This window comes from Herbaspirillum sp. SJZ107, from assembly GCF_006715485.1.
Classification (GTDB): Bacteria; Pseudomonadota; Gammaproteobacteria; order Burkholderiales; family Burkholderiaceae_D; genus Telluria.
Genome location: NZ_VFNH01000002.1, coordinates 457,055 through 473,917, shown reverse-complemented (window position 1 = coordinate 473,917; position 16,863 = coordinate 457,055). Strand labels below are relative to the sequence as shown.

At 65.7% G+C, this 16,863-nt stretch carries 17 protein-coding genes; 8 read left to right on the top strand and 9 right to left on the bottom strand.

The annotated features are described in order from the left end of the window. Window positions 1–129 precede the first annotated feature (129 nt). The 8 genes from corA to mpl form a co-directional block, all read right to left on the bottom strand. Window positions 130–1,095, bottom strand: coding sequence for a magnesium/cobalt transporter CorA (gene corA / locus FBX97_RS11840; RefSeq protein ID WP_141831823.1), 966 nt, complete (start codon window positions 1,093–1,095; stop codon window positions 130–132). Between the two features lie 200 nt (window positions 1,096–1,295). Beyond that, window positions 1,296–2,030 (bottom strand): monofunctional biosynthetic peptidoglycan transglycosylase, encoded by a 735-nt coding sequence (gene mtgA / locus FBX97_RS11835; RefSeq protein WP_141834353.1) that lies wholly within the window; start codon window positions 2,028–2,030, stop codon window positions 1,296–1,298. A gap of 14 nt (window positions 2,031–2,044) precedes the next feature. Beyond that, on the bottom strand, window positions 2,045–2,884 hold the full coding sequence (aroE, locus tag FBX97_RS11830) for a shikimate dehydrogenase (RefSeq protein ID WP_141831821.1): 840 nt from the start codon (window positions 2,882–2,884) through the stop codon (window positions 2,045–2,047). Between the two features lie 4 nt (window positions 2,885–2,888). After that, window positions 2,889–3,737, bottom strand: a complete 849-nt coding sequence (locus FBX97_RS11825; protein ID WP_141831819.1) for a TonB family protein — start codon at window positions 3,735–3,737, stop codon at window positions 2,889–2,891. A 164-nt stretch (window positions 3,738–3,901) separates the two neighbouring features. Then, window positions 3,902–5,968 carry a ribonuclease catalytic domain-containing protein gene (locus FBX97_RS11820; RefSeq protein ID WP_141831817.1) on the bottom strand — a complete coding sequence of 689 codons (2,067 nt, stop codon included), beginning with the start codon at window positions 5,966–5,968 and terminating at the stop codon, window positions 3,902–3,904. A gap of 3 nt (window positions 5,969–5,971) precedes the next feature. Continuing rightward, on the bottom strand, window positions 5,972–6,574 hold the full coding sequence (locus FBX97_RS11815) for a chorismate lyase (RefSeq protein ID WP_255517433.1): 603 nt from the start codon (window positions 6,572–6,574) through the stop codon (window positions 5,972–5,974). 7 nt (window positions 6,575–6,581) lie between these two features. Then, window positions 6,582–7,184: a YqiA/YcfP family alpha/beta fold hydrolase gene (locus FBX97_RS11810; protein WP_141831815.1), complete on the bottom strand. Its 603-nt coding sequence runs from the start codon at window positions 7,182–7,184 to the stop codon at window positions 6,582–6,584. Then, window positions 7,181–8,551 (bottom strand): UDP-N-acetylmuramate:L-alanyl-gamma-D-glutamyl-meso-diaminopimelate ligase, encoded by a 1,371-nt coding sequence (gene mpl, locus FBX97_RS11805; RefSeq protein ID WP_141831813.1) that lies wholly within the window; start codon window positions 8,549–8,551, stop codon window positions 7,181–7,183. The genes FBX97_RS11810 and mpl overlap by 4 nt, the downstream gene beginning before the upstream one ends. 88 nt (window positions 8,552–8,639) lie before the next feature. Here mpl and FBX97_RS11800 point away from each other — a divergent pair, with 88 nt between their 5' ends. The 8 genes from FBX97_RS11800 to FBX97_RS11765 all read left to right on the top strand — a co-directional run bounded on the left by FBX97_RS11800 (window position 8,640) and on the right by FBX97_RS11765 (window position 16,191). After that, on the top strand, window positions 8,640–9,272 hold the full coding sequence (locus FBX97_RS11800; RefSeq protein WP_141831811.1) for a hypothetical protein: 633 nt from the start codon (window positions 8,640–8,642) through the stop codon (window positions 9,270–9,272). Next, window positions 9,265–9,810, top strand: a complete 546-nt coding sequence (locus tag FBX97_RS11795; RefSeq protein ID WP_141831809.1) for a TlpA disulfide reductase family protein — start codon at window positions 9,265–9,267, stop codon at window positions 9,808–9,810. Before FBX97_RS11800 ends, FBX97_RS11795 begins: the two co-directional genes overlap by 8 nt. A 117-nt stretch (window positions 9,811–9,927) precedes the next feature. Next, entirely contained in the window at window positions 9,928–10,365 is a 438-nt protein-coding gene (aroQ, locus tag FBX97_RS11790) for a type II 3-dehydroquinate dehydratase (RefSeq protein ID WP_141831807.1), read from the top strand. Between the two features lie 85 nt (window positions 10,366–10,450). Next, window positions 10,451–10,921, top strand: a complete 471-nt coding sequence (accB, locus tag FBX97_RS11785) for an acetyl-CoA carboxylase biotin carboxyl carrier protein (RefSeq protein WP_141831805.1) — start codon at window positions 10,451–10,453, stop codon at window positions 10,919–10,921. A 129-nt stretch (window positions 10,922–11,050) separates the two neighbouring features. Next, on the top strand, window positions 11,051–12,451 hold the full coding sequence (gene accC, locus FBX97_RS11780) for an acetyl-CoA carboxylase biotin carboxylase subunit (protein WP_141831803.1): 1,401 nt from the start codon (window positions 11,051–11,053) through the stop codon (window positions 12,449–12,451). Continuing rightward, entirely contained in the window at window positions 12,448–13,398 is a 951-nt protein-coding gene (gene prmA, locus FBX97_RS11775) for a 50S ribosomal protein L11 methyltransferase (RefSeq protein ID WP_141831800.1), read from the top strand. The genes accC and prmA overlap by 4 nt, the downstream gene beginning before the upstream one ends. Before the next feature lie 4 nt (window positions 13,399–13,402). Next, complete coding sequence (locus FBX97_RS11770; protein ID WP_141831798.1) at window positions 13,403–15,244, top strand: zinc-ribbon and DUF3426 domain-containing protein; 1,842 nt, start codon at window positions 13,403–13,405, stop codon at window positions 15,242–15,244. Window positions 15,245–15,252: 8 nt separating this feature from the next. After that, window positions 15,253–16,191 carry a carbohydrate kinase family protein gene (locus FBX97_RS11765; RefSeq protein ID WP_141831796.1) on the top strand — a complete coding sequence of 313 codons (939 nt, stop codon included), beginning with the start codon at window positions 15,253–15,255 and terminating at the stop codon, window positions 16,189–16,191. A 98-nt stretch (window positions 16,192–16,289) separates the two neighbouring features. On the opposite strand, the gene FBX97_RS11760 is transcribed toward FBX97_RS11765, so the two are convergent. Next, on the bottom strand, window positions 16,290–16,832 hold the full coding sequence (locus FBX97_RS11760) for a YggT family protein (protein WP_255517432.1): 543 nt from the start codon (window positions 16,830–16,832) through the stop codon (window positions 16,290–16,292). Between the last annotated feature and the right edge of the window lie 31 nt (window positions 16,833–16,863).

Below are 16,863 nucleotides of genomic sequence, written 5' to 3'. Positions count from 1 at the left end.
AAATGATCCGCTGACGCTGTGGGCAACGGAATCTAAGTGCGAATGATAATGATTCTCATTTTAAAGTCAACTAAAAGATAGTGAACATGCTATTTGAAGAAGATTTTGCTGAAACAGTAACGGCTGAAGTTACTTCAGCCAGCCGCGATGCCGGAAATACAGGAAAGGCGCAATCGCACTCACGATCATCAGGCTGAGCGACCAGCCATAGCCCATCTTCCAGTGCAGCTCCGGCAGGAACTCGAAGTTCATGCCGTAGATACTGGCAATCAGGGTCGGCGGCAGGAAGGCGACCGAGGCCACCGAGAAGATCTTGATGATCTTGTTCTGGTTGATGTTGATGAAGCCGACGGTGGCGTCCATCAGGAAGTTGATCTTGTCGAACAGGAAGGAGGTGTGGCCGTCCAGCGATTCGATGTCGCGCAGGATCTGGCGCGCTTCCTCGAACTGGTCGCCGTTCAGCAACCGGCCGCGCATCAGGAAGCTGACCGCGCGCCGCGTATCCATCATGTTGCGGCGGATGCGGCCGTTCAAGTCTTCCTCGTGCGCGATCGCATTCAGCGCGGCGGCCGCGTCCTGGTCGGTGAATTCCTTCTGCAGCACGCGCTGGCTGACCTCTTCCAGGCTCTCGTAGATACCCTCGAGCGCATCGGCCGAGTACTCGGCGTCGGTCGCGTACAGGTCGAGCAGCACGTCCATGTAATCCTCGATCGAGCCGGGCCGCGAACGCGCGCGCAGGCGCACCAGGCGGAACACCGGGAGTTCGTCGTTATGGACCGAAAACAGGATTTTCTTGGCCAGGATGAAAGCGACGGTGACGATACGCGACGGGCCGTCTTCTTCCTCGCGCAGGAAGTCGGTGCGCAGGTGCAGGTCGCCGTTTTCGCCTTCGTAGTAGCGCGCCGACGCCTCGATGTCGGACACTTCGTCCTCGCCCGGCAAGACCACGTCATAGGTCGCCTTGACCCAGGCGCGCTCGGCATCCGTGGGATCGGTGAGATCGACCCACACGGGCGCCGCATTCTCCAGATCGGCGCGGGAAGCGATGGGTACCTGGTTCAGTCGGCCATTTTGTAGGACGAATACGTTGATCATGCGCTGCTTTCTCGGCCGGGATTCGGAAACAGCGCAAGTGTACCCGTAAGCCCTGAGCCCGGCCACCCCGCCGGCAAGAATTTTGCCCATGAGCGCCTGCAAACCTTCAGGGCAAGGGATGCGGCCCGCCGACGCAGCGTCGAAGACAGTACGCTAGTACCGCGAGACGGTGCAACGCCGCCCTGGAGGCTTACAGGCGGTCATGGCAGGTCGGCGGCGTTCATGCGGCGCTGAATGATGGCGCTGCGGCGGGCCAGGTAATTGGTCTGGCGGTGGGCGTCGTAGTAGCGCGGGTTGGGCAGCATCACGGCCAGGCGGGCGGCCTGGGCCGGGCTCAGGCCAGCGGCCGGCGCGCGGTAATAGTGGCGTGCGGCGGCTTCGGCGCCGAACACGCCGCGCCCGAACTCGACCACGTTCAGGTAGATCTCGAGGATGCGCTGCTTGCTCATCACCGCTTCCAGCATGTAGGCGATCACCAGTTCCTGGCCCTTGCGCAGGTAGTTGCGCGAGCCGGACAGAAACAGGTTCTTCGCCAGCTGCTGCGTGATGGTCGAGCCGCCGCCGACCACTTTATGGCGCTTGTTGTTGCGTTCGTAGGCCTTTTCCAGCGCGTCCCAGTCGACCCCGTCGTGCTCGGCGAAATTCGCGTCTTCGGAGGCGATCACGGCGCGTTTGAGGTTGTTCGAGATGCGCGCGTACGGCACCCACACCTGTTCCAGCCTGGCGTTCGGATTGGTTTCGCGCAGCGCCGACAGCTGGGTGCGCATCATGCTGGTCGACGACGGATTGAACTGGGTCCACCAGCAGATCATCAGGAAGAAGTACAACTGCACCAGTACCACCGCCAGCACCGGCCCGATGACCAGCCATTTCAGCCAGCGCCGGCCGCCGGAGTGGCGGCCTCCGGTTTTCGAACGCGCGCCGGCGGCGCCCATCTTCAGCGCGGTGCTCATAAGGCGGCGCGCAGTTGCACCAGCACCGGCATGGTTTCCGGCCGCACGCCGCGCCACAGCGTGAACGCCTCCGCGGCCTGCTCGACCAGCATCCCGAGGCCGTCGCGCACCGCAGCGCCATGCAGGGCCGCGAATTCCATGAACTGGCTCGGTTCCTTGCCGTACATGATGTCGACCGCCAGCGTGTCCGGTCCGAAGCTGGCTGCCGGTACCGGCGGCATGTCCGCCGCCAGGCTGGCCGAGGTCGCGTTGACGACCACGTCGAACACGCCGTCGATGGCGTCCATGCCGACCGCGCTCACCTGCCCCGGGTGGGACGCGTGCGCGGCAAACTGCGCCACCAGCGCATCGGCCGTGGCGCGGGTGCGGTTGGCGATCACGATCGCGGCCGGGCCCTGCTCCAGGAACGGCAGCACGATGCCGCGCGCCGCGCCGCCGGCCCCCAGCAGCAGCACGCGCTTGCCGGCCAGCGCCACATCGGCATTGCGCACGATGTCGGCCACCAGGCCCGGGCCGTCGGTGTTGTCGCCGACGATCTCGCCGTCCTCGAAGCGCAGCGTATTGACGGCGCCGGCCAGGCGCGCGCGCTCGGACAGGCGGGTGGCGATGGCCGCCGCCTCCAGCTTGAAAGGCACGGTGACGTTGGCGCCGCGATAGCCTTCGGCGACCAGGCGCCGCACCGTGCCGGCGAAACCGTCGAGCGGCGCCAGGCAGCGTTCGTACACCAGGTCCTGGCCGGTCGTGGCCGCGAACGCGGCGTGAATCTCGGGCGATTTGCTGTGGGCGATCGGGTTACCGATCACACAATAGCGATCGGCTGAATACTGGTCTGTCATCTCATCACTCTCCGCGCAGTTCGGCCTGCAGCTTTTCTTCCCGGGTAAATTTGAAACGGGTGATCACGATCCACAGGTCGTCCTTGTCGGACGAGCGCATGTTGGCCGGGAACTTCCCGAACGGCGCCGCGCGCCGCACGATGGCCAGCGCGGCCTTGTCCAGCGCCGGGTTGCCGGAACTGCGCTCGATGCGCGGCCCACCCTCTTTTTCGTAGACGCTGCCGTCCTGGAACACCGGAATGTAGACCACCAGCTCGCCATACAGCTTGCTGCCGTTCTGCTGCGGGAAATTCAGGGTACCGACCTCCTCCACGCGCTTTTGCATCGCCTTGTAGTACATGGCGTAGCCGACTTCCTGGGTGCTGGGGCTGATGAAGGTCTTTTTCGGACGCTTGTTCTCGTCCGAGATGCGCTGCGTGATCTCGGCCGACATGCGCGCGATGGCCTTGCTGGTGTCGACGTTGTCGGCGCCGTTGCGGTTCGGGTCGGGCCGGACCTGCTCCGCGACCGGGGCGCTGGCGTAGTTCGAGGGCCGTACCTGGCTCATGACGTTCTTCTGCTGCTGCTCGAGTTCGGCGATGCGGCGCTGCAGGGCCTTGATGCTGTCGCCGTTCTCGATGCGCTTCAGGTCGGGCAGCGGCGACTGCGCGCGCCCGGCGTCGGCATTGCCGCCGCCATCCAGGTTGGCCTGGGCCAGCGCCTCGGCCTTGAGCGGCGCGCGCTGGTGCTTGGCGTTGACCAGGATGACTTCGAGCCCCGGATCGGCCGGCTGCAGCCGGAACGCATCCGGCGCGGCGAAACGGACCGCCAGCAGGGCCGCATGCGCCAGCACCGAAACGGCGACGGCGATCATCAGGGGACGTTGTTGTCGGGAGTACTTCACGCGCTGCGGGGAGGGACGGTTGGAGTCAGGGAATGATCCATTCTACCGTGCGCGAGCGGGAGTTTGCGAGTGTTGCGGGAAAGTATCGGTGCGCGGGGTTGCAAGGTGGGCACATCGTGCCCACCCCACGACGATCAGGCAGCCGCCTGCGGCGCCTGCGGCTCGGCCGTCACGTCGGTCTGCGTCTCCGGATCGACCACGGTCACCGCGCCTTCGGCCTCGGCACCTTCCACCGCCGCCGCCTCGCCGCTGTCGGCGCCCTCTTCCTCATCCTCGAGTGCCAGTTCTTCCGACGGCGCCACGGCCGCCACTTCCAGCAGGCGCGCTTCCAGCGACAGGTCGACCTCGTCCCAGCGCACGATGTCCAGCCGCACCTGGGCGCCGCGTGCCACCTGCTGCATGCCCGGCAGGCGGATCACCAGCGGGATGTCGACCAGGCGCAGCACCTCGTCCTTCAGCACCACAGCGTCGACCTGCTTCGCCTGTTCCTGGCCCAGCCAGCGCAGGCACCAGTAACGCTCCATGTTCTGCTGGAAGTCGTTGTAGGCGCCGTAGGCGGCGTCGAAGCTCGAGACGATCGCGAACAGGGTCGCGTCGCGGTGCTTGAACGGGGCCACCAGCGGCGCGGTCACGCCGTTGGCCGCGCAGGCCAGGATCTGCCACTGGTTGACCAGGTCGGTGTAGCGGCGCAGCGGCGAAGTGCTCCAGGCGTACTGGTCGACGCCCAGGCCCTGGTGCGGCGCCGCGTGGGTCACCATGCGCACCTGGATCTTGGCGTTCCAGCCGCCGGCGCCCGGACCCTGCGAACGGTAGATGCCGGGCACGCCCGAGTCGTGCAGCAGCTTGCCCCAGGTGCTGTTGGCGAAGATCATCAGCTCGGCCACGATCTTGTCCAGCGGCGCCCCGCGCTTGCGGCGCACGATGGTGACCACGTCGTCCTCGACGTAGAAATTGAAGTCGACGCGATTCGCCTGTTCCGGCTTGAGGCCGAAGGCTTCGCGTTTCTTCATGCGGCCGGCTTCCAGCTGCAGCGCCCACTGCCACAGCAGGCCGAGTTCGCTCTTGTGCGGATATTCGCCCTCGCCGCTGGCGAGCGTCTCTTCGTTGACCAGTTCGTCGAGGTCGTTGTGGCGCAGGTTGCTCTTCATCGGCACCCGCTCGGCGCGCGTGGTGGTCGAGAGAACGGTCCAGGTGGTCGGATCCAGCACGGCGTACAGCGACAGCGCCGGGCAATCCTTGCCCTCGGCCAGCGTGAATGCGTTCACCACCTCATCCGGCAGCATGGTGATCTTATCGCCCGGCATGTAAACGGTCGACATGCGCGCGCGCGCGATCTTGTCGATGGCGTCGTCCGGACGGATGCCCAGGCCCGGCGCCGCGATGTGGATGCCGACGCGCACGGTGCCGTCGTCCAGCGTCTCGACCGAGAAGGCATCGTCGATCTCGGTGGTGGTCACATCGTCGATCGAGAATGCGGCGACGTTCGCCAGCGGCAGATCCGCAGGTGCCGAAGGCACCTCGACCGGCGGGAAACCGGCGCCGCGCGGGAAGTGCTCGAACAGGAAGCGCCCCATGTGCAGCTCCTTGGCCGAGGCGATGCCCTTGGTCGCCAGCATCAAGCGCGGCTGGGTGGTCTGCAGTTCGGTGGCGGCGGTGTCCAGTGCCTTGTATTCGATGCTGTTCTTGTCCGGCTTGAACAGCAGTTGCTGGACCAGCGGCTGCATCGCTTCCGGCAGGCGGCCGGCCTTGAGTTCCTCGACATAGGACGCCTGCACGATGGCCTGCTGCTTCTTCTTTTCGATGCCGGCCAGCGCGGCGCGCAGCGATTGCTCGGGCGCGCCCTTGTAGCGGCCGCGGCCCTTTTTATAGAAATAGATGGGCGAACCATGCAGGGCCAGCACCAAGCCGGCCGCTTCGGCGGGCAGCGGCGCATGGCCGAAGTACTCGGCGCCCAGCTCGGCAAAGCCGAATTCCTCGTCGCCGGCAACTTCCCACAGGAATTCGAGGTCGACGTCCGCCGCGATTGCCTTGGCCTGTTCCAGCAGCGTGGCCGGGTCCGGCTTCTCGAACTGCAGCAGCACGTCGCGCGCCTTGACCTTGGTGCGTTTCCCGCTCGGCATCTCGACCTGGTAAGCCTCGCCGGCCTGCGACAGCACGGTGCCGACCTTGAAATCGCCGGACTCTTCGAAAAATACGTTCATAATCTATTTCAGGTTCATGTTGGTTGCGGCCGGCGCCAGGTCCAGTACCGCGGGCAAGAATACCTCGGTGACCAGCAGCAGGCCTTGACGGCGGCGGTAGACGCAGCGCCGGGCATAATAAGTCGCATCCGGATCCGCCTGCGCATTGTCCGCCTCCGGGCCAAGCGCCGCGCGCACGCGCGCCAGCAGCGGGTGGCCCGGCCGGATCCGGGCAAATTCGAGCCGGCCACGCCGGACCAGCGGATCGTAAAACAGCGTGGTGCCGAGCGAGCGCTCGCCCAGCGCCGAAAACAGCGGCCAGTCGTGCGCCGTGGCGTCCAGCGGCACCACCGTGTGGCCGTACACCGCCGGGCGGCCGTCGCAGCGCAGCAGCACCTCGCGCTCCCATACGCGCTGCCGGCGCGCCAGGCCGAGTGCGCCGGCCTCGTCCGCCAGGCAGAGCGCACCCGCCTGGCGCACTTTCTGCACGCGAAAAGCGCGGCTGTGCGCCACCAGGCGTGCGGTCAGCGAACCGGGCGTGGTCAGCCAGGCGCGCATCGCCATCGGTGCGCGCACGCCCCCGGGATGCGCCAGCCAGCGGGCCTGGCGCAGCGATGGTGTTCTCAAGTCACCCTCACGCCGGCGCTGCCGTCATGCAGAATGCCAGCACCTCGTCGACATATTGCTCGAATTCCGATACGGCGTGATCGCTGCCCTGGATCACATGCTGGTGCGCCCCGGCGTAATGGGCGACCATGTCGCGATAATCCAGCACTTCGTCGCCGGTCGCCGCCAGCAGGAAGTAACGCTCCGGACGCGTGATCCGGTCCACTTTCAGCGCGGCCAGCTCGTCGATGTAGGCGCGCTTGAACTCGAACGGTTCATCCGAATGCCAGGCGGTGGTCACGCCGACGTGCTTGTCCAGGTCTTTCAGCGGATCGACCGCCGGGTTCACCAGCGCCGCGCGGCAGCCGAAGCGCTCGGCCAGCCAGGTCGCATAAAAGCCGCCGAGCGAGGAACCGATGACGGCGATCCCGTCAGGTCCCTTGTCGGCATGGCGTTCGGCCAGCGTCAGCACCAGGTCCATCGCCGCTTTCGGCGAAGCCGGCAGTTGCGGGCAGATCAGTTCATGCGCGCGCCCCAGCTCGGCCATGCGCCCATGCACCACGCGCGCCTTGTACGAGCGCGGCGACGAGCGGAAGCCGTGCAGATACAGGATATGCGGCCGCCCGCTCATGCCGCCAGGCTTTCCAGCAGTTTCTGGTGCACGCCGCCGAAGCCGCCGTTGCTCATTACCAGGATATGGTCGCCCGGCTGGGCCGCCTGGACGATCGCCTGCACCATATAGTCGATCTGGTCGAAGCTGTGGGCGATGTTGCCCAGCGGTTTCAGGGCGTCGGCCAGCGACCAGCCCAGCGCCTGCTGGCTGCCGAAGCCGAACACCAGGTCGGCATCCTTCAGGCTGCCCGGCAGCGCATCCTTCATGGCGCCCAGTTTCATGGTGTTCGAGCGCGGTTCGAGCACGGCCAGGATGCGGCCATTGGTACCAATCTTCTGGCGCAGGCCGCCCACCGTCGTCGCGATCGCGGTCGGATGGTGGGCGAAGTCGTCGTACACCGTCACGCCGTTCACCACGCCACGCACTTCCATGCGCCGCTTGACGTTCTGGAAACGCGACAGCGATTCGATCGCCTGCGCGGGCGGCACGCCGACGTGGCGCGCGGCGGCGATCGCGGCCAGCGCATTGGTGCGGTTGTGGTGGCCGCTCAGGTCCCAGTGCACGGTGCCCTGCACTTCTTTATTGAAGATGACATCGAAGCTGGCGCCGCCCGGATGCTCGACCAGGCTCCAGTCCACGCCCTCGGCCACGCCGAAGGCTTCCTTCTCGCTCCAGCAGCCGCGCTTGAGCACGCGGCCGATCGAGGCTTCGTCGCCGTTCACGACCAGGCGGCCCACGCCGGGCACGGTGCGTACCAGGTGGTGGAACTGGGTCTCGATGGCGCCGATGTCCGGGAAGATGTCGGCGTGGTCGTATTCCAGGTTGTTCAAGACCGCGGTCTTGGCGTGGTAATGCACGAACTTGGAGCGCTTGTCGAAGAAGGCGGTGTCGTATTCGTCGGCTTCGATCACGAAGAAGTCCGAGTCCTTGTCACCCTGCAGGCGCGCCGAGACGCCGAAGTTCATCGGCACGCCGCCGATCAGGAAACCCGGCGCATAGCCGGCATCTTCCAGGATCCAGGCCAGCATCGAGGTGGTCGTGGTCTTGCCGTGGGTACCGGCCACCGCCAGCACCCATTTATTACGCAGGATATGCTCACCGATCCACTGCGGGCCAGATACATAAGGCAGGCCGCGGTTCAGGATTTCCTCGATCAGCGGATTGCCGCGCGTCATCACGTTTCCGACCACATACAGATCCGGTTCCAGCGCGACCTGTTCCGGGCCATATCCCTGGATCAGCTCGATGCCCTGGGCTTCGAGCTGGGTACTCATCGGGGGATAGACGTTGGCGTCGCAGCCGGTGACACGGTGGCCGGCTTCCTTGGCCAGGACAGCCAGCCCACCCATGAAGGTGCCGCAGATGCCGAGAATATGGATGTGCATGGTGGTCGAAAAAGATGCAGGGAAATAAAGGAATACGCGATTTTACCCGACGCGATGCCATTTTCCGTTCAAGAGTATGATCTGAGACATGATGCCGAATTCAAATGATGACCTCCAACAGTTGCGAACCCGCATCGCTGCGACGGCCGCACGCATGATCGCCCAGGATGGCGCCGACTACGCCACCGCCAAGGCCAAGGCCGCGCGCCAGGTGCTGGGGGTCGACCGCCCCGCCCCGAATTATTTGCCCGACAATCTACAAGTCGAAGACGAGGTGCGCCGCTACCAGTCCCTGTTCCAGGGGCCGGCGCAGGCGGCACGCCTGAAGCATCTGCGCGGCGCCGCGCTCGAAGTGATGGAAGCGCTGGCCGAGTTCCGGCCCTACCTCACCGGCGCGGTCCTGAACGGCACCGCCGGCGAACATGACGACATCCACCTGCAATTGTTCGCAGACAGCGCCAAGGAAGTCGAGATCTGGCTGCTGAACCGGAACGTCGATATCGACATCTCGGAAACCCCGCACTTCAAGGGCGGCCGCCACGATCCGGTTGAAACGGTGAGTTTCATGTGGCATAAGGAACCGGTCCACGCCGAACTGTATGACATGAACGATTTGCGCGGCGCCCTGAAACCGCGTGCCGACGGCCGCCTGCAGCGCGTCGACCTGGCGGGCCTGCGCGCCCTGATGATGACTGACGAAACCCTGGAGCAAGATGAATAAGAAGGTCAACAAGCCGCGCCTGGCCGCCTACCTGATCGTGGCCGCCGCATTTACCACCCTCGGCGCGATCGCCGCCGTCAAGCAGGATACCAAGGCCGCGGCCGGCGCCGCCGCAGGCAATTCCGGTGCCGCCCTGTATGCGCAGTCGCTGAACGACCTGTCCGGCAAGCCGCAATCGCTGGCGCAATGGAAAGGCAAGCCGCTGCTGGTGAATTTCTGGGCATCCTGGTGCGCGCCCTGTGTGCAGGAGATGCCGGAACTGTCGGCGCTGGCGGCCAAGGACGGCGGCAAGCGCTTCCATGTGATCGGCATCGGCATCGATTCGCCCAGCAACCTCGTCCAGTTCACGCAAAAGACCAAGGTGGCCTATCCGCTGTACGTGGGCGGGATGGGGGCGACCGACCTGGCGCGCGGCCTCGGGAATACGGCCGGCGGCCTGCCCTATACGGTGCTGATCGGCGCCGACGGCAAGGTGATCAAGACCTACCTGGGCAAGCTGAAGTTCGACCAGTTGCGTGCCGATCTGGCCAGGCTGTAGGCGGCCCGACGCATTCGCGAACGGTCGTTCACTTCCCTTCGCACTTCCTTATATCGCTTGCCAACACGTAATGTTGGCGGCAAAATGCCTGTCTTTCGGGCAAATAGACGGTTCATCATGGCGAAAAAGCTCCTGCTGCTCAATGGCCCCAACCTGAATTTGCTGGGGACGCGTGAGCCTGCGGTGTACGGTGCCACTACCCTGGCCGACATCGAACAGGCCGCGACGAGCCAGGCAGCGGCGGCGGGCGCAAGCATTGCCTGCTTCCAGAGCAACCATGAAGGCGCGCTGATCGACCGCATCCATGCCGCCAGGCAGGAAGCGGTCGACGCCATCGTCATCAACCCGGGCGGGCTGACGCATACCAGCGTGGCCTTGCGCGATGCGCTGGCCGCGGTGGAGATTCCGTTCGTGGAAGTGCACCTGTCTAATATTTATAAGCGTGAGGAGTTTCGGCACCATTCGTTTTTGTCCGCGATTGCGCAAGGCACGATTTGCGGACTGGGCGCTGATGGATATCGCTTTGCCATCGACTTTGCACTCAAAGAGCGTTAATCTACGTCAACTTCACGCATTCCGTGCGGATTTGCGAGCAGTTCCGCACCGCATCCTCATAAACATATAATTCCAGGGGTTTCACATGGATCTAAGAAAACTCAAGACATTGATCGACCTCGTCGCCGAATCGGATATCGCTGAACTCGAAGTGACCGAAGGCGAAAGCAAGGTTCGCATCGTCAAGTCCTCGGCAATCCCGCAGAATCAGATGGTCATGGTGCCGCCGCAAGGCGTCCAGCAATTCCAGGCGCCGGCAGTCCAGGGCGCCGCAGCCCCGGCACCTGCAGCAGCCGAGCCGGCCGCAGCCCCGGCAGAAACCGGCCATGTCGTGAAGTCGCCGATGGTCGGCACCTTCTACCGCTCGTCGTCCCCGGGCGCGCCGGCCTTCGTCGAAGTCGGCGCCAATGTGAAGGAAGGCGATACCCTGTGCATCATCGAAGCGATGAAGCTCCTCAACGAAATCGATGCCGACCTCTCCGGCACCATCACCAAGATCCTGGTGGAAAACGGCCAGCCCGTCGAATTCGGCCAGCCGCTGTTCGTGATCGGCTAAGACCCATTATCGTCAACGGACCGAAGTCCGGAGCCTTTCGCAAGGAAGCCTCCGGACTTCTGCCCTCCGCCCTTCCGATTCAGTTGTCTCCGGCCATCTACCGGCACTCACAGAAACATCGAACTTACCATGTTTGAAAAAATCCTCATCGCCAATCGTGGTGAAATCGCTCTGCGTATCCAGCGCGCCTGCCGTGAAATGGGCATCAAGACCGTCGTCGTGCACTCGGAAGCCGACAAGGATGCCAAGTACGTCAAACTGGCCGACGAGTCGGTCTGCATCGGCCCGGCGCAATCTGCGAAAAGCTACCTGAGCATGCCGGCGATCATCAGCGCGGCCGAAGTCACCGACGCCGAAGCGATCCACCCGGGTTATGGCTTCCTGTCGGAAAACGCCGACTTCGCCGAGCGCGTCGAGAAATCGGGCTTCGTGTTCATCGGCCCGCGTCCGGAATCGATCCGCCTGATGGGCGACAAGGTCTCGGCCAAGCAGGCCATGATCAAGGCCGGCGTGCCGTGCGTGCCGGGTTCGGATGGCGCCCTGCCCGACGATCCGAAGGAAATCATCCAGACCGCGCGCAAGATCGGCTATCCGGTCATCATCAAGGCGGCCGGCGGCGGCGGCGGACGCGGCATGCGCGTCGTGCACACCGAAGCGGCCCTGCTGAACGCCGTGGCAATGACCAAGACCGAAGCCGGCACCGCCTTCGGCAATCCGGAAGTCTATATGGAGAAGTACCTGGAAAATCCGCGCCACGTGGAAATCCAGGTGCTGGCCGACGAGCACAAGCAGGCCGTCTGGCTGGGCGAGCGCGACTGCTCGATGCAGCGCCGCCACCAGAAGGTGATCGAGGAAGCGCCGGCACCGGGCATCCCGCGCAAGCTGATCGAGAAGATCGGCGACCGCTGCGCCGAAGCCTGCCGCAAGATCGGCTACCGCGGCGCCGGCACCTTCGAATTCCTGTACGAGAACGGCGAGTTCTACTTCATCGAGATGAACACGCGCGTGCAGGTCGAACACCCGGTCACCGAAATGATCACCGGCATCGACATCGTGCAGGAACAGATCCGCATCGCCTGCGGCGAGCGCCTGCGCTTCCGCCAGCGCGACATCATGCTGTCGGGCCACGCGATCGAGTGCCGCATCAACGCCGAAGATCCGTTCAAGTTCACCCCGTCGCCGGGCCGCATCACCGGCTGGCATCCGCCGGGCGGTCCCGGCATCCGCGTCGATTCGCATGCCTACGCAGGCTATTATGTGCCGCCGCACTACGATTCGATGGTCGGCAAGGTCATCGCCTACGGCGCCACCCGCGAGCAGGCGATCCGCCGCATGCAGATCGCGTTGTCGGAGATGGTGGTCGAGGGTATCCTGACGAATATCCCGCTGCACCGCGAACTGATGGTCGACGCCCGCTTCATGGAAGGCGGCACCAACATCCATTATCTGGAACAGAAACTGGCCCACAAGCCGGACCTGCCGAAGGACGTGGCGATCGGTGCCAAATCGGAAAGCAAGGTTGAACAATGAGCTGGACTGAAGTCGTCATCGAAATCGCCCGCGAGCACGCCGAGGCCCTGTCGGACGCCCTGATGGAAGCGGGCGCGCTGTCGGTCTCGGTGGAAGACGCCGACGAAGGTACCGAAGACGAGAAGCCGCTGTTCGGCGAACCCGGCATGGTGCCGGAACAGGCGGCATGGGACCACAGCCGCGTGGTGGCCCTGACCGACGAGGTCGACGACCAGGCCACCATCGTGGCCGAGGCGGCGCGCGCCATCGGCCTCGAGCAGTTGCCGGACTTTTCGGTGCGCTCGGTGGCGGACGCCGACTGGGTGCGCCTGACCCAATCGCAGTTCGCGCCTATCCACATCGGCAAGAACATCTGGGTCGTGCCGAGCTGGCACGAAGCCCCGGACCCGAACGGCCTGATCCTGGAAGTCGACCCGGGCCTGGCCTTCGGCACCGGCAGCCACCCGACCACCCGCCTGTGCATGGAGTGGCTGGAAGCGCATCCGGCACCGGGCAAGTCGGTGCTGGACTACGGCTGCGGTTCCGGCATCCTGGCGATGGTCGCCAAGAAGCTCGGCGCGGCCGACGTGGCCGGCGTCGACATCGACCCGCAGGCGATCGAATCGGCCAAGCTAAATGCCGAACGCAACGGCTGCGCCATCGACTTTTACGTGCCGGACGATTTCGGCGCTTCCGAGCGCAAGGACAGCCGCTTCGACATCGTGGTGGCCAACATCCTGTCGAGCCCATTGAAACTGATGGCGCCGATGCTGTCCGGCCGCGTGGCCGAAGGCGGTTCGCTGATCCTGTCGGGCGTGCTGGCGCGCCAGGCCGAGGAAGTGGCCGCCGCCTACGCACCTTTCATCAAGCTGGGCGTCTGGGCCGAGCACGACGGCTGGGTCGCCCTGCACGGGCAGCTCGGCTTGGAGTCCGCACCGCCGTCGCGCGCCGCCGATCACGGCGAGTGACCGCATGGCGCTCGCGACCCAGTGCCCGTTTTGCCAGACCAGGTTCCGGGTCGCCTCGGACCAGCTCAAGCTCCGCGGCGGCATCGTCCGCTGCGGCGCCTGCCAGCGCATCTTTGACGGCAGCGCGCACCTGATCGACCTGGATGCGCCGAAGCCGGCCGCCGGTCCCGAGATGCCGCCGCCGGCGCCTGCCGCCGAGGTGGCGGCGCCCTCCCCCGCAGCTTCCCCGCAAGCAGAACGAGACAGCAGCGCCGACGTCACGGCGCAGCCGGTCCATACCCTCGATTTCACCAGTACCTTCGATCCGCCCGGCATCCTGCCCGAGACAGCGCCGGATGCAGCGGCTGCGCCCGCCGTGCAGGATCCCGAGCCGCCGCATGGCGATATGCTGGCGCATGCCGTCGAGGCGAGCGCCGGCGGGCAGGTGGATGCCGATCTGCCCCCGGGCCAGGCGATGGCAGGAACGCCAGAGGCCGAAGCGCAGCCGCAAGACCCGGAACCGCCGCACGGCGACGTGCTGGCCCACGCGGTCGAAGAAGCCGGGGCCGGCCCGGTGGTGGATGTCGACCTGCCCCCGCCGGATGACGAAGTGCCCGGGCCGGAAGCCGTTGAACCGCAGCCGCAGCCCCAGCCCCAGCCCCAGCCGCAGGACCCCGAGCCGCCACATGGCGATGTGCTGGCGCATGCGGTGGAAGAAGCCGGCGCCGTCGAGGCGGAGGCTGACGTACGGCCAGCCGCAACCGAACCGGCACCGTCCCAACCGCAGGATCCCGAACCACCGCACGGCGACGTGCTCGCGCATGCCGTCGATACGCTGACGTTCGCGCCGCAAGGCAGGATCGAGCCGCGCATCGAACCGTGGGCCGAACCACGGCGCGAACCGCGCCTGGCGCCCGAGAACAATGCGCCGGCGGCCACCCCGCCCGAACCCGTGGCGCCCGCAGCGATCGACACGCCGGCCGCGCCCGCCGCGTCCGTACCGCCACCGTCGTTCGCGCCGCCGGGCCGCATCGAACCCAGCTTCGACCTGCCGGTGGACGAGGAACTGGTAGCCCAGCCGCTGCCCGGCGACGAGACGGCGTTCCCGCCCGATGTTGCGCGGCATGGCGCGCCGCAGCATGCCGCCGCCCTCCCGGACGAGAGCGCGCCGCCGCCTCCGCTGCCGCTGCGCGCCTCGGCCGGCACCGATCCGCAGGAACCATCGCCGGCCGCCGTGGCGGCACCGCGCTCGGCGCGCGCCAAGGCGCTCGATGCCCGCGCGCGGCGCACCAAGCTGACCCCGACCCGGATCGAAGCGCCGCGCCTGCGCGTGCCGGAAAGCGACGAGCCGGAATTCGTCAAGCGCAGCCGCAAGCAGGAGCAGTCGGGGCGCACCCGCCGCATCGCGATGGCCATCGGCGCCGTCGTGCTGCTGCTGGTGCTGGCGGCCCAGCTCGTGCTGAATTTCCGCAACGTGCTGGCGGCGCGCTATCCGGGCGCGCGGCCCGCATTGGGCGCCGCCTGTGCCCTGCTCGGCTGCCGCGTCGAATTGCCGACCCAGATCGACAATCTCGCCATCGAGAACGGCGAATTGACGACGCTCGGCCCGGACACGTATTCGCTCAACACACTGTTACGCAACCAGGGTAATCTCGTGCAGGCCTGGCCGAGCATCGAACTCGAGCTGACCGACGCCAACGACAAGGCCGTGCTGCGCCGCGTGTTCGCCCCCGGCGAGTATCTGCCGCAAAACGGCGCTGCCGCGGCCAGCGGCTTCGGCCCGCGCTCGGAACAGCCAATCAAGCTGCATTTCGCGCTGGCCGACCTGAAGCCCTCCAGCTACCACATTTTCATCTTCTATCCTTAAGGTTTCACATGACTAAGACTTCGCTGATCTGCGGCTCGATCGCCTTCGACAAGATCATGCAATACCATGGCCGCTTCGGCGAAACCCTGCTGGCCGACCAGCTGCACCGCGTGAACGTCTCCTTCCTGGTGCCGACCCTGCGCACCGAATACGGCGGCTGCGCAGTCAACATCGCCTACAACCTCAACATGCTGGGCGGCGAGCCGCTGATCATGGGCACCATCGGCCAGGATGGCGGCGACTACCTCGACCGCATGGAAAAGCAGGGCCTGGCGACCAACGCCATCCGCACCATCGGCGACGCCTACACCGCCCAGTGCTTCGTCACCGCCGACCTGGACAACAACCAGATCAACGCCTTCCACCCGGGCGCGATGCAGTTCTCGCACGAGAACAGCCTGGCCGATTACCTGCCGCTGCGCGTGGCGATCATCGCCCCGGACGGCCGCGACGGCATGATCAAGCATGCGCGCGACTGTGCCGAGCGCGGCGTGCCCTTCATCTTCGATCCGGGCCAGCAGCTGCCGATGTTCAACGGCGAAGAACTGCTGACCTTCATCGGGCAAGCCGCCTACCTGGCCTGCAACGACTACGAATTCGAGATGGTGACGGACCGCACCGGCCTGACCCTGCACGACATCGCGTCGCGCCTGGATGCGCTGATCGTCACCCGCGGCGAAAAGGGCTCAAGCATCTACGCCGGCGGCGAGCACCACGTCATCCCGGCGGTCACGGCCAGCGCCGTGGTCGACCCGACCGGCTGCGGCGACGCCTATCGTGCCGGCCTGCTGTACGGCATCGCCAACGACCTCGACTGGCCAACCACCGGCCGCATCGCCAGCCTGCTCGGCTCGATCAAGATCGCGCACCAGGGCGGCCAGAACCACAGCTTCACGGCCCAGGAGATCGCCGACAAGTTCGAGGCGGCGTTCGGCTACCGTTACTGATCGCGGCGCACGCCATCCGTCAATAAATAAGGGCCCAGGTCCGGCTTGCATGCCGGGCCTGGGCCCTTGGTGTTTCTACTGCCGGTGCCGACGTCGCCTTACATCATGACGAAAGCCTGGCCGAAGCCCTGGCGCAGCAGGTACTGGATGATCTGCAGCAGGACCACCGCCACCAGCACGGTGATGTCGAGGCCGCCGAGCGGCGGAATCACGCGGCGCAGGGGCCGCAGCAGCGGATCGGTGAGCGCGCGCACGAAGGGTGCCAGCGGCGCGTGCGGATTGATCCAGCTGAAGATGACTTCGATGATCAACAGGCCCATGAAACCGTAGATGATCCAGTTCAGGATCCGGTACAAGGCATACAGGAACACCTGCTGCCCGGTCCAGCCGGCCAGCAGCATGACGGCACTCGCGACCAGCACCACCAGGAAGGCGCCGATCAGGCTGGCCCAGTCGTAACCGCCCATGCCCGGCACGACGCGGCGCAGCGGGCGTACCAGCCAGTCGCTCAGGGTGAAGATGAACTGCCCGATCGAGGCAGGTGGGCGGACCCGGATGACCTGCATCCAGAAACGCAGCAGCAGGACGCCGCCGAGGACACCGGCCACGGTATCGACGATCAACTGAAGAATGGGCAGCACAAAGACTCCTTAAAAAAAAACCGCTGTGTGA

Excerpts from the sequence above, each read along its gene's own strand:
- corA (WP_141831823.1), bottom strand. The coding sequence starts at position 1,095 with ATGATCAACGTATTCGTCCTACAAAATGGCCGACTGAACCAGGTACCC.
- mtgA (WP_141834353.1), bottom strand. The coding sequence starts at position 2,030 with ATGGGCGCCGCCGGCGCGCGTTCGAAAACCGGAGGCCGCCACTCCGGC.
- aroE (WP_141831821.1), bottom strand. The coding sequence starts at position 2,884 with ATGACAGACCAGTATTCAGCCGATCGCTATTGTGTGATCGGTAACCCG.
- FBX97_RS11825 (WP_141831819.1), bottom strand. The coding sequence starts at position 3,737 with ATGATCGCCGTCGCCGTTTCGGTGCTGGCGCATGCGGCCCTGCTGGCG.
- FBX97_RS11820 (WP_141831817.1), bottom strand. The coding sequence starts at position 5,968 with ATGAACGTATTTTTCGAAGAGTCCGGCGATTTCAAGGTCGGCACCGTG.
- FBX97_RS11810 (WP_141831815.1), bottom strand. The coding sequence starts at position 7,184 with ATGAGCGGGCGGCCGCATATCCTGTATCTGCACGGCTTCCGCTCGTCG.
- mpl (WP_141831813.1), bottom strand. The coding sequence starts at position 8,551 with ATGCACATCCATATTCTCGGCATCTGCGGCACCTTCATGGGTGGGCTG.
- FBX97_RS11800 (WP_141831811.1), top strand. The coding sequence starts at position 8,640 with ATGATGCCGAATTCAAATGATGACCTCCAACAGTTGCGAACCCGCATC.
- FBX97_RS11795 (WP_141831809.1), top strand. The coding sequence starts at position 9,265 with ATGAATAAGAAGGTCAACAAGCCGCGCCTGGCCGCCTACCTGATCGTG.
- aroQ (WP_141831807.1), top strand. The coding sequence starts at position 9,928 with ATGGCGAAAAAGCTCCTGCTGCTCAATGGCCCCAACCTGAATTTGCTG.
- accB (WP_141831805.1), top strand. The coding sequence starts at position 10,451 with ATGGATCTAAGAAAACTCAAGACATTGATCGACCTCGTCGCCGAATCG.
- accC (WP_141831803.1), top strand. The coding sequence starts at position 11,051 with ATGTTTGAAAAAATCCTCATCGCCAATCGTGGTGAAATCGCTCTGCGT.
- prmA (WP_141831800.1), top strand. The coding sequence starts at position 12,448 with ATGAGCTGGACTGAAGTCGTCATCGAAATCGCCCGCGAGCACGCCGAG.
- FBX97_RS11770 (WP_141831798.1), top strand. The coding sequence starts at position 13,403 with ATGGCGCTCGCGACCCAGTGCCCGTTTTGCCAGACCAGGTTCCGGGTC.
- FBX97_RS11765 (WP_141831796.1), top strand. The coding sequence starts at position 15,253 with ATGACTAAGACTTCGCTGATCTGCGGCTCGATCGCCTTCGACAAGATC.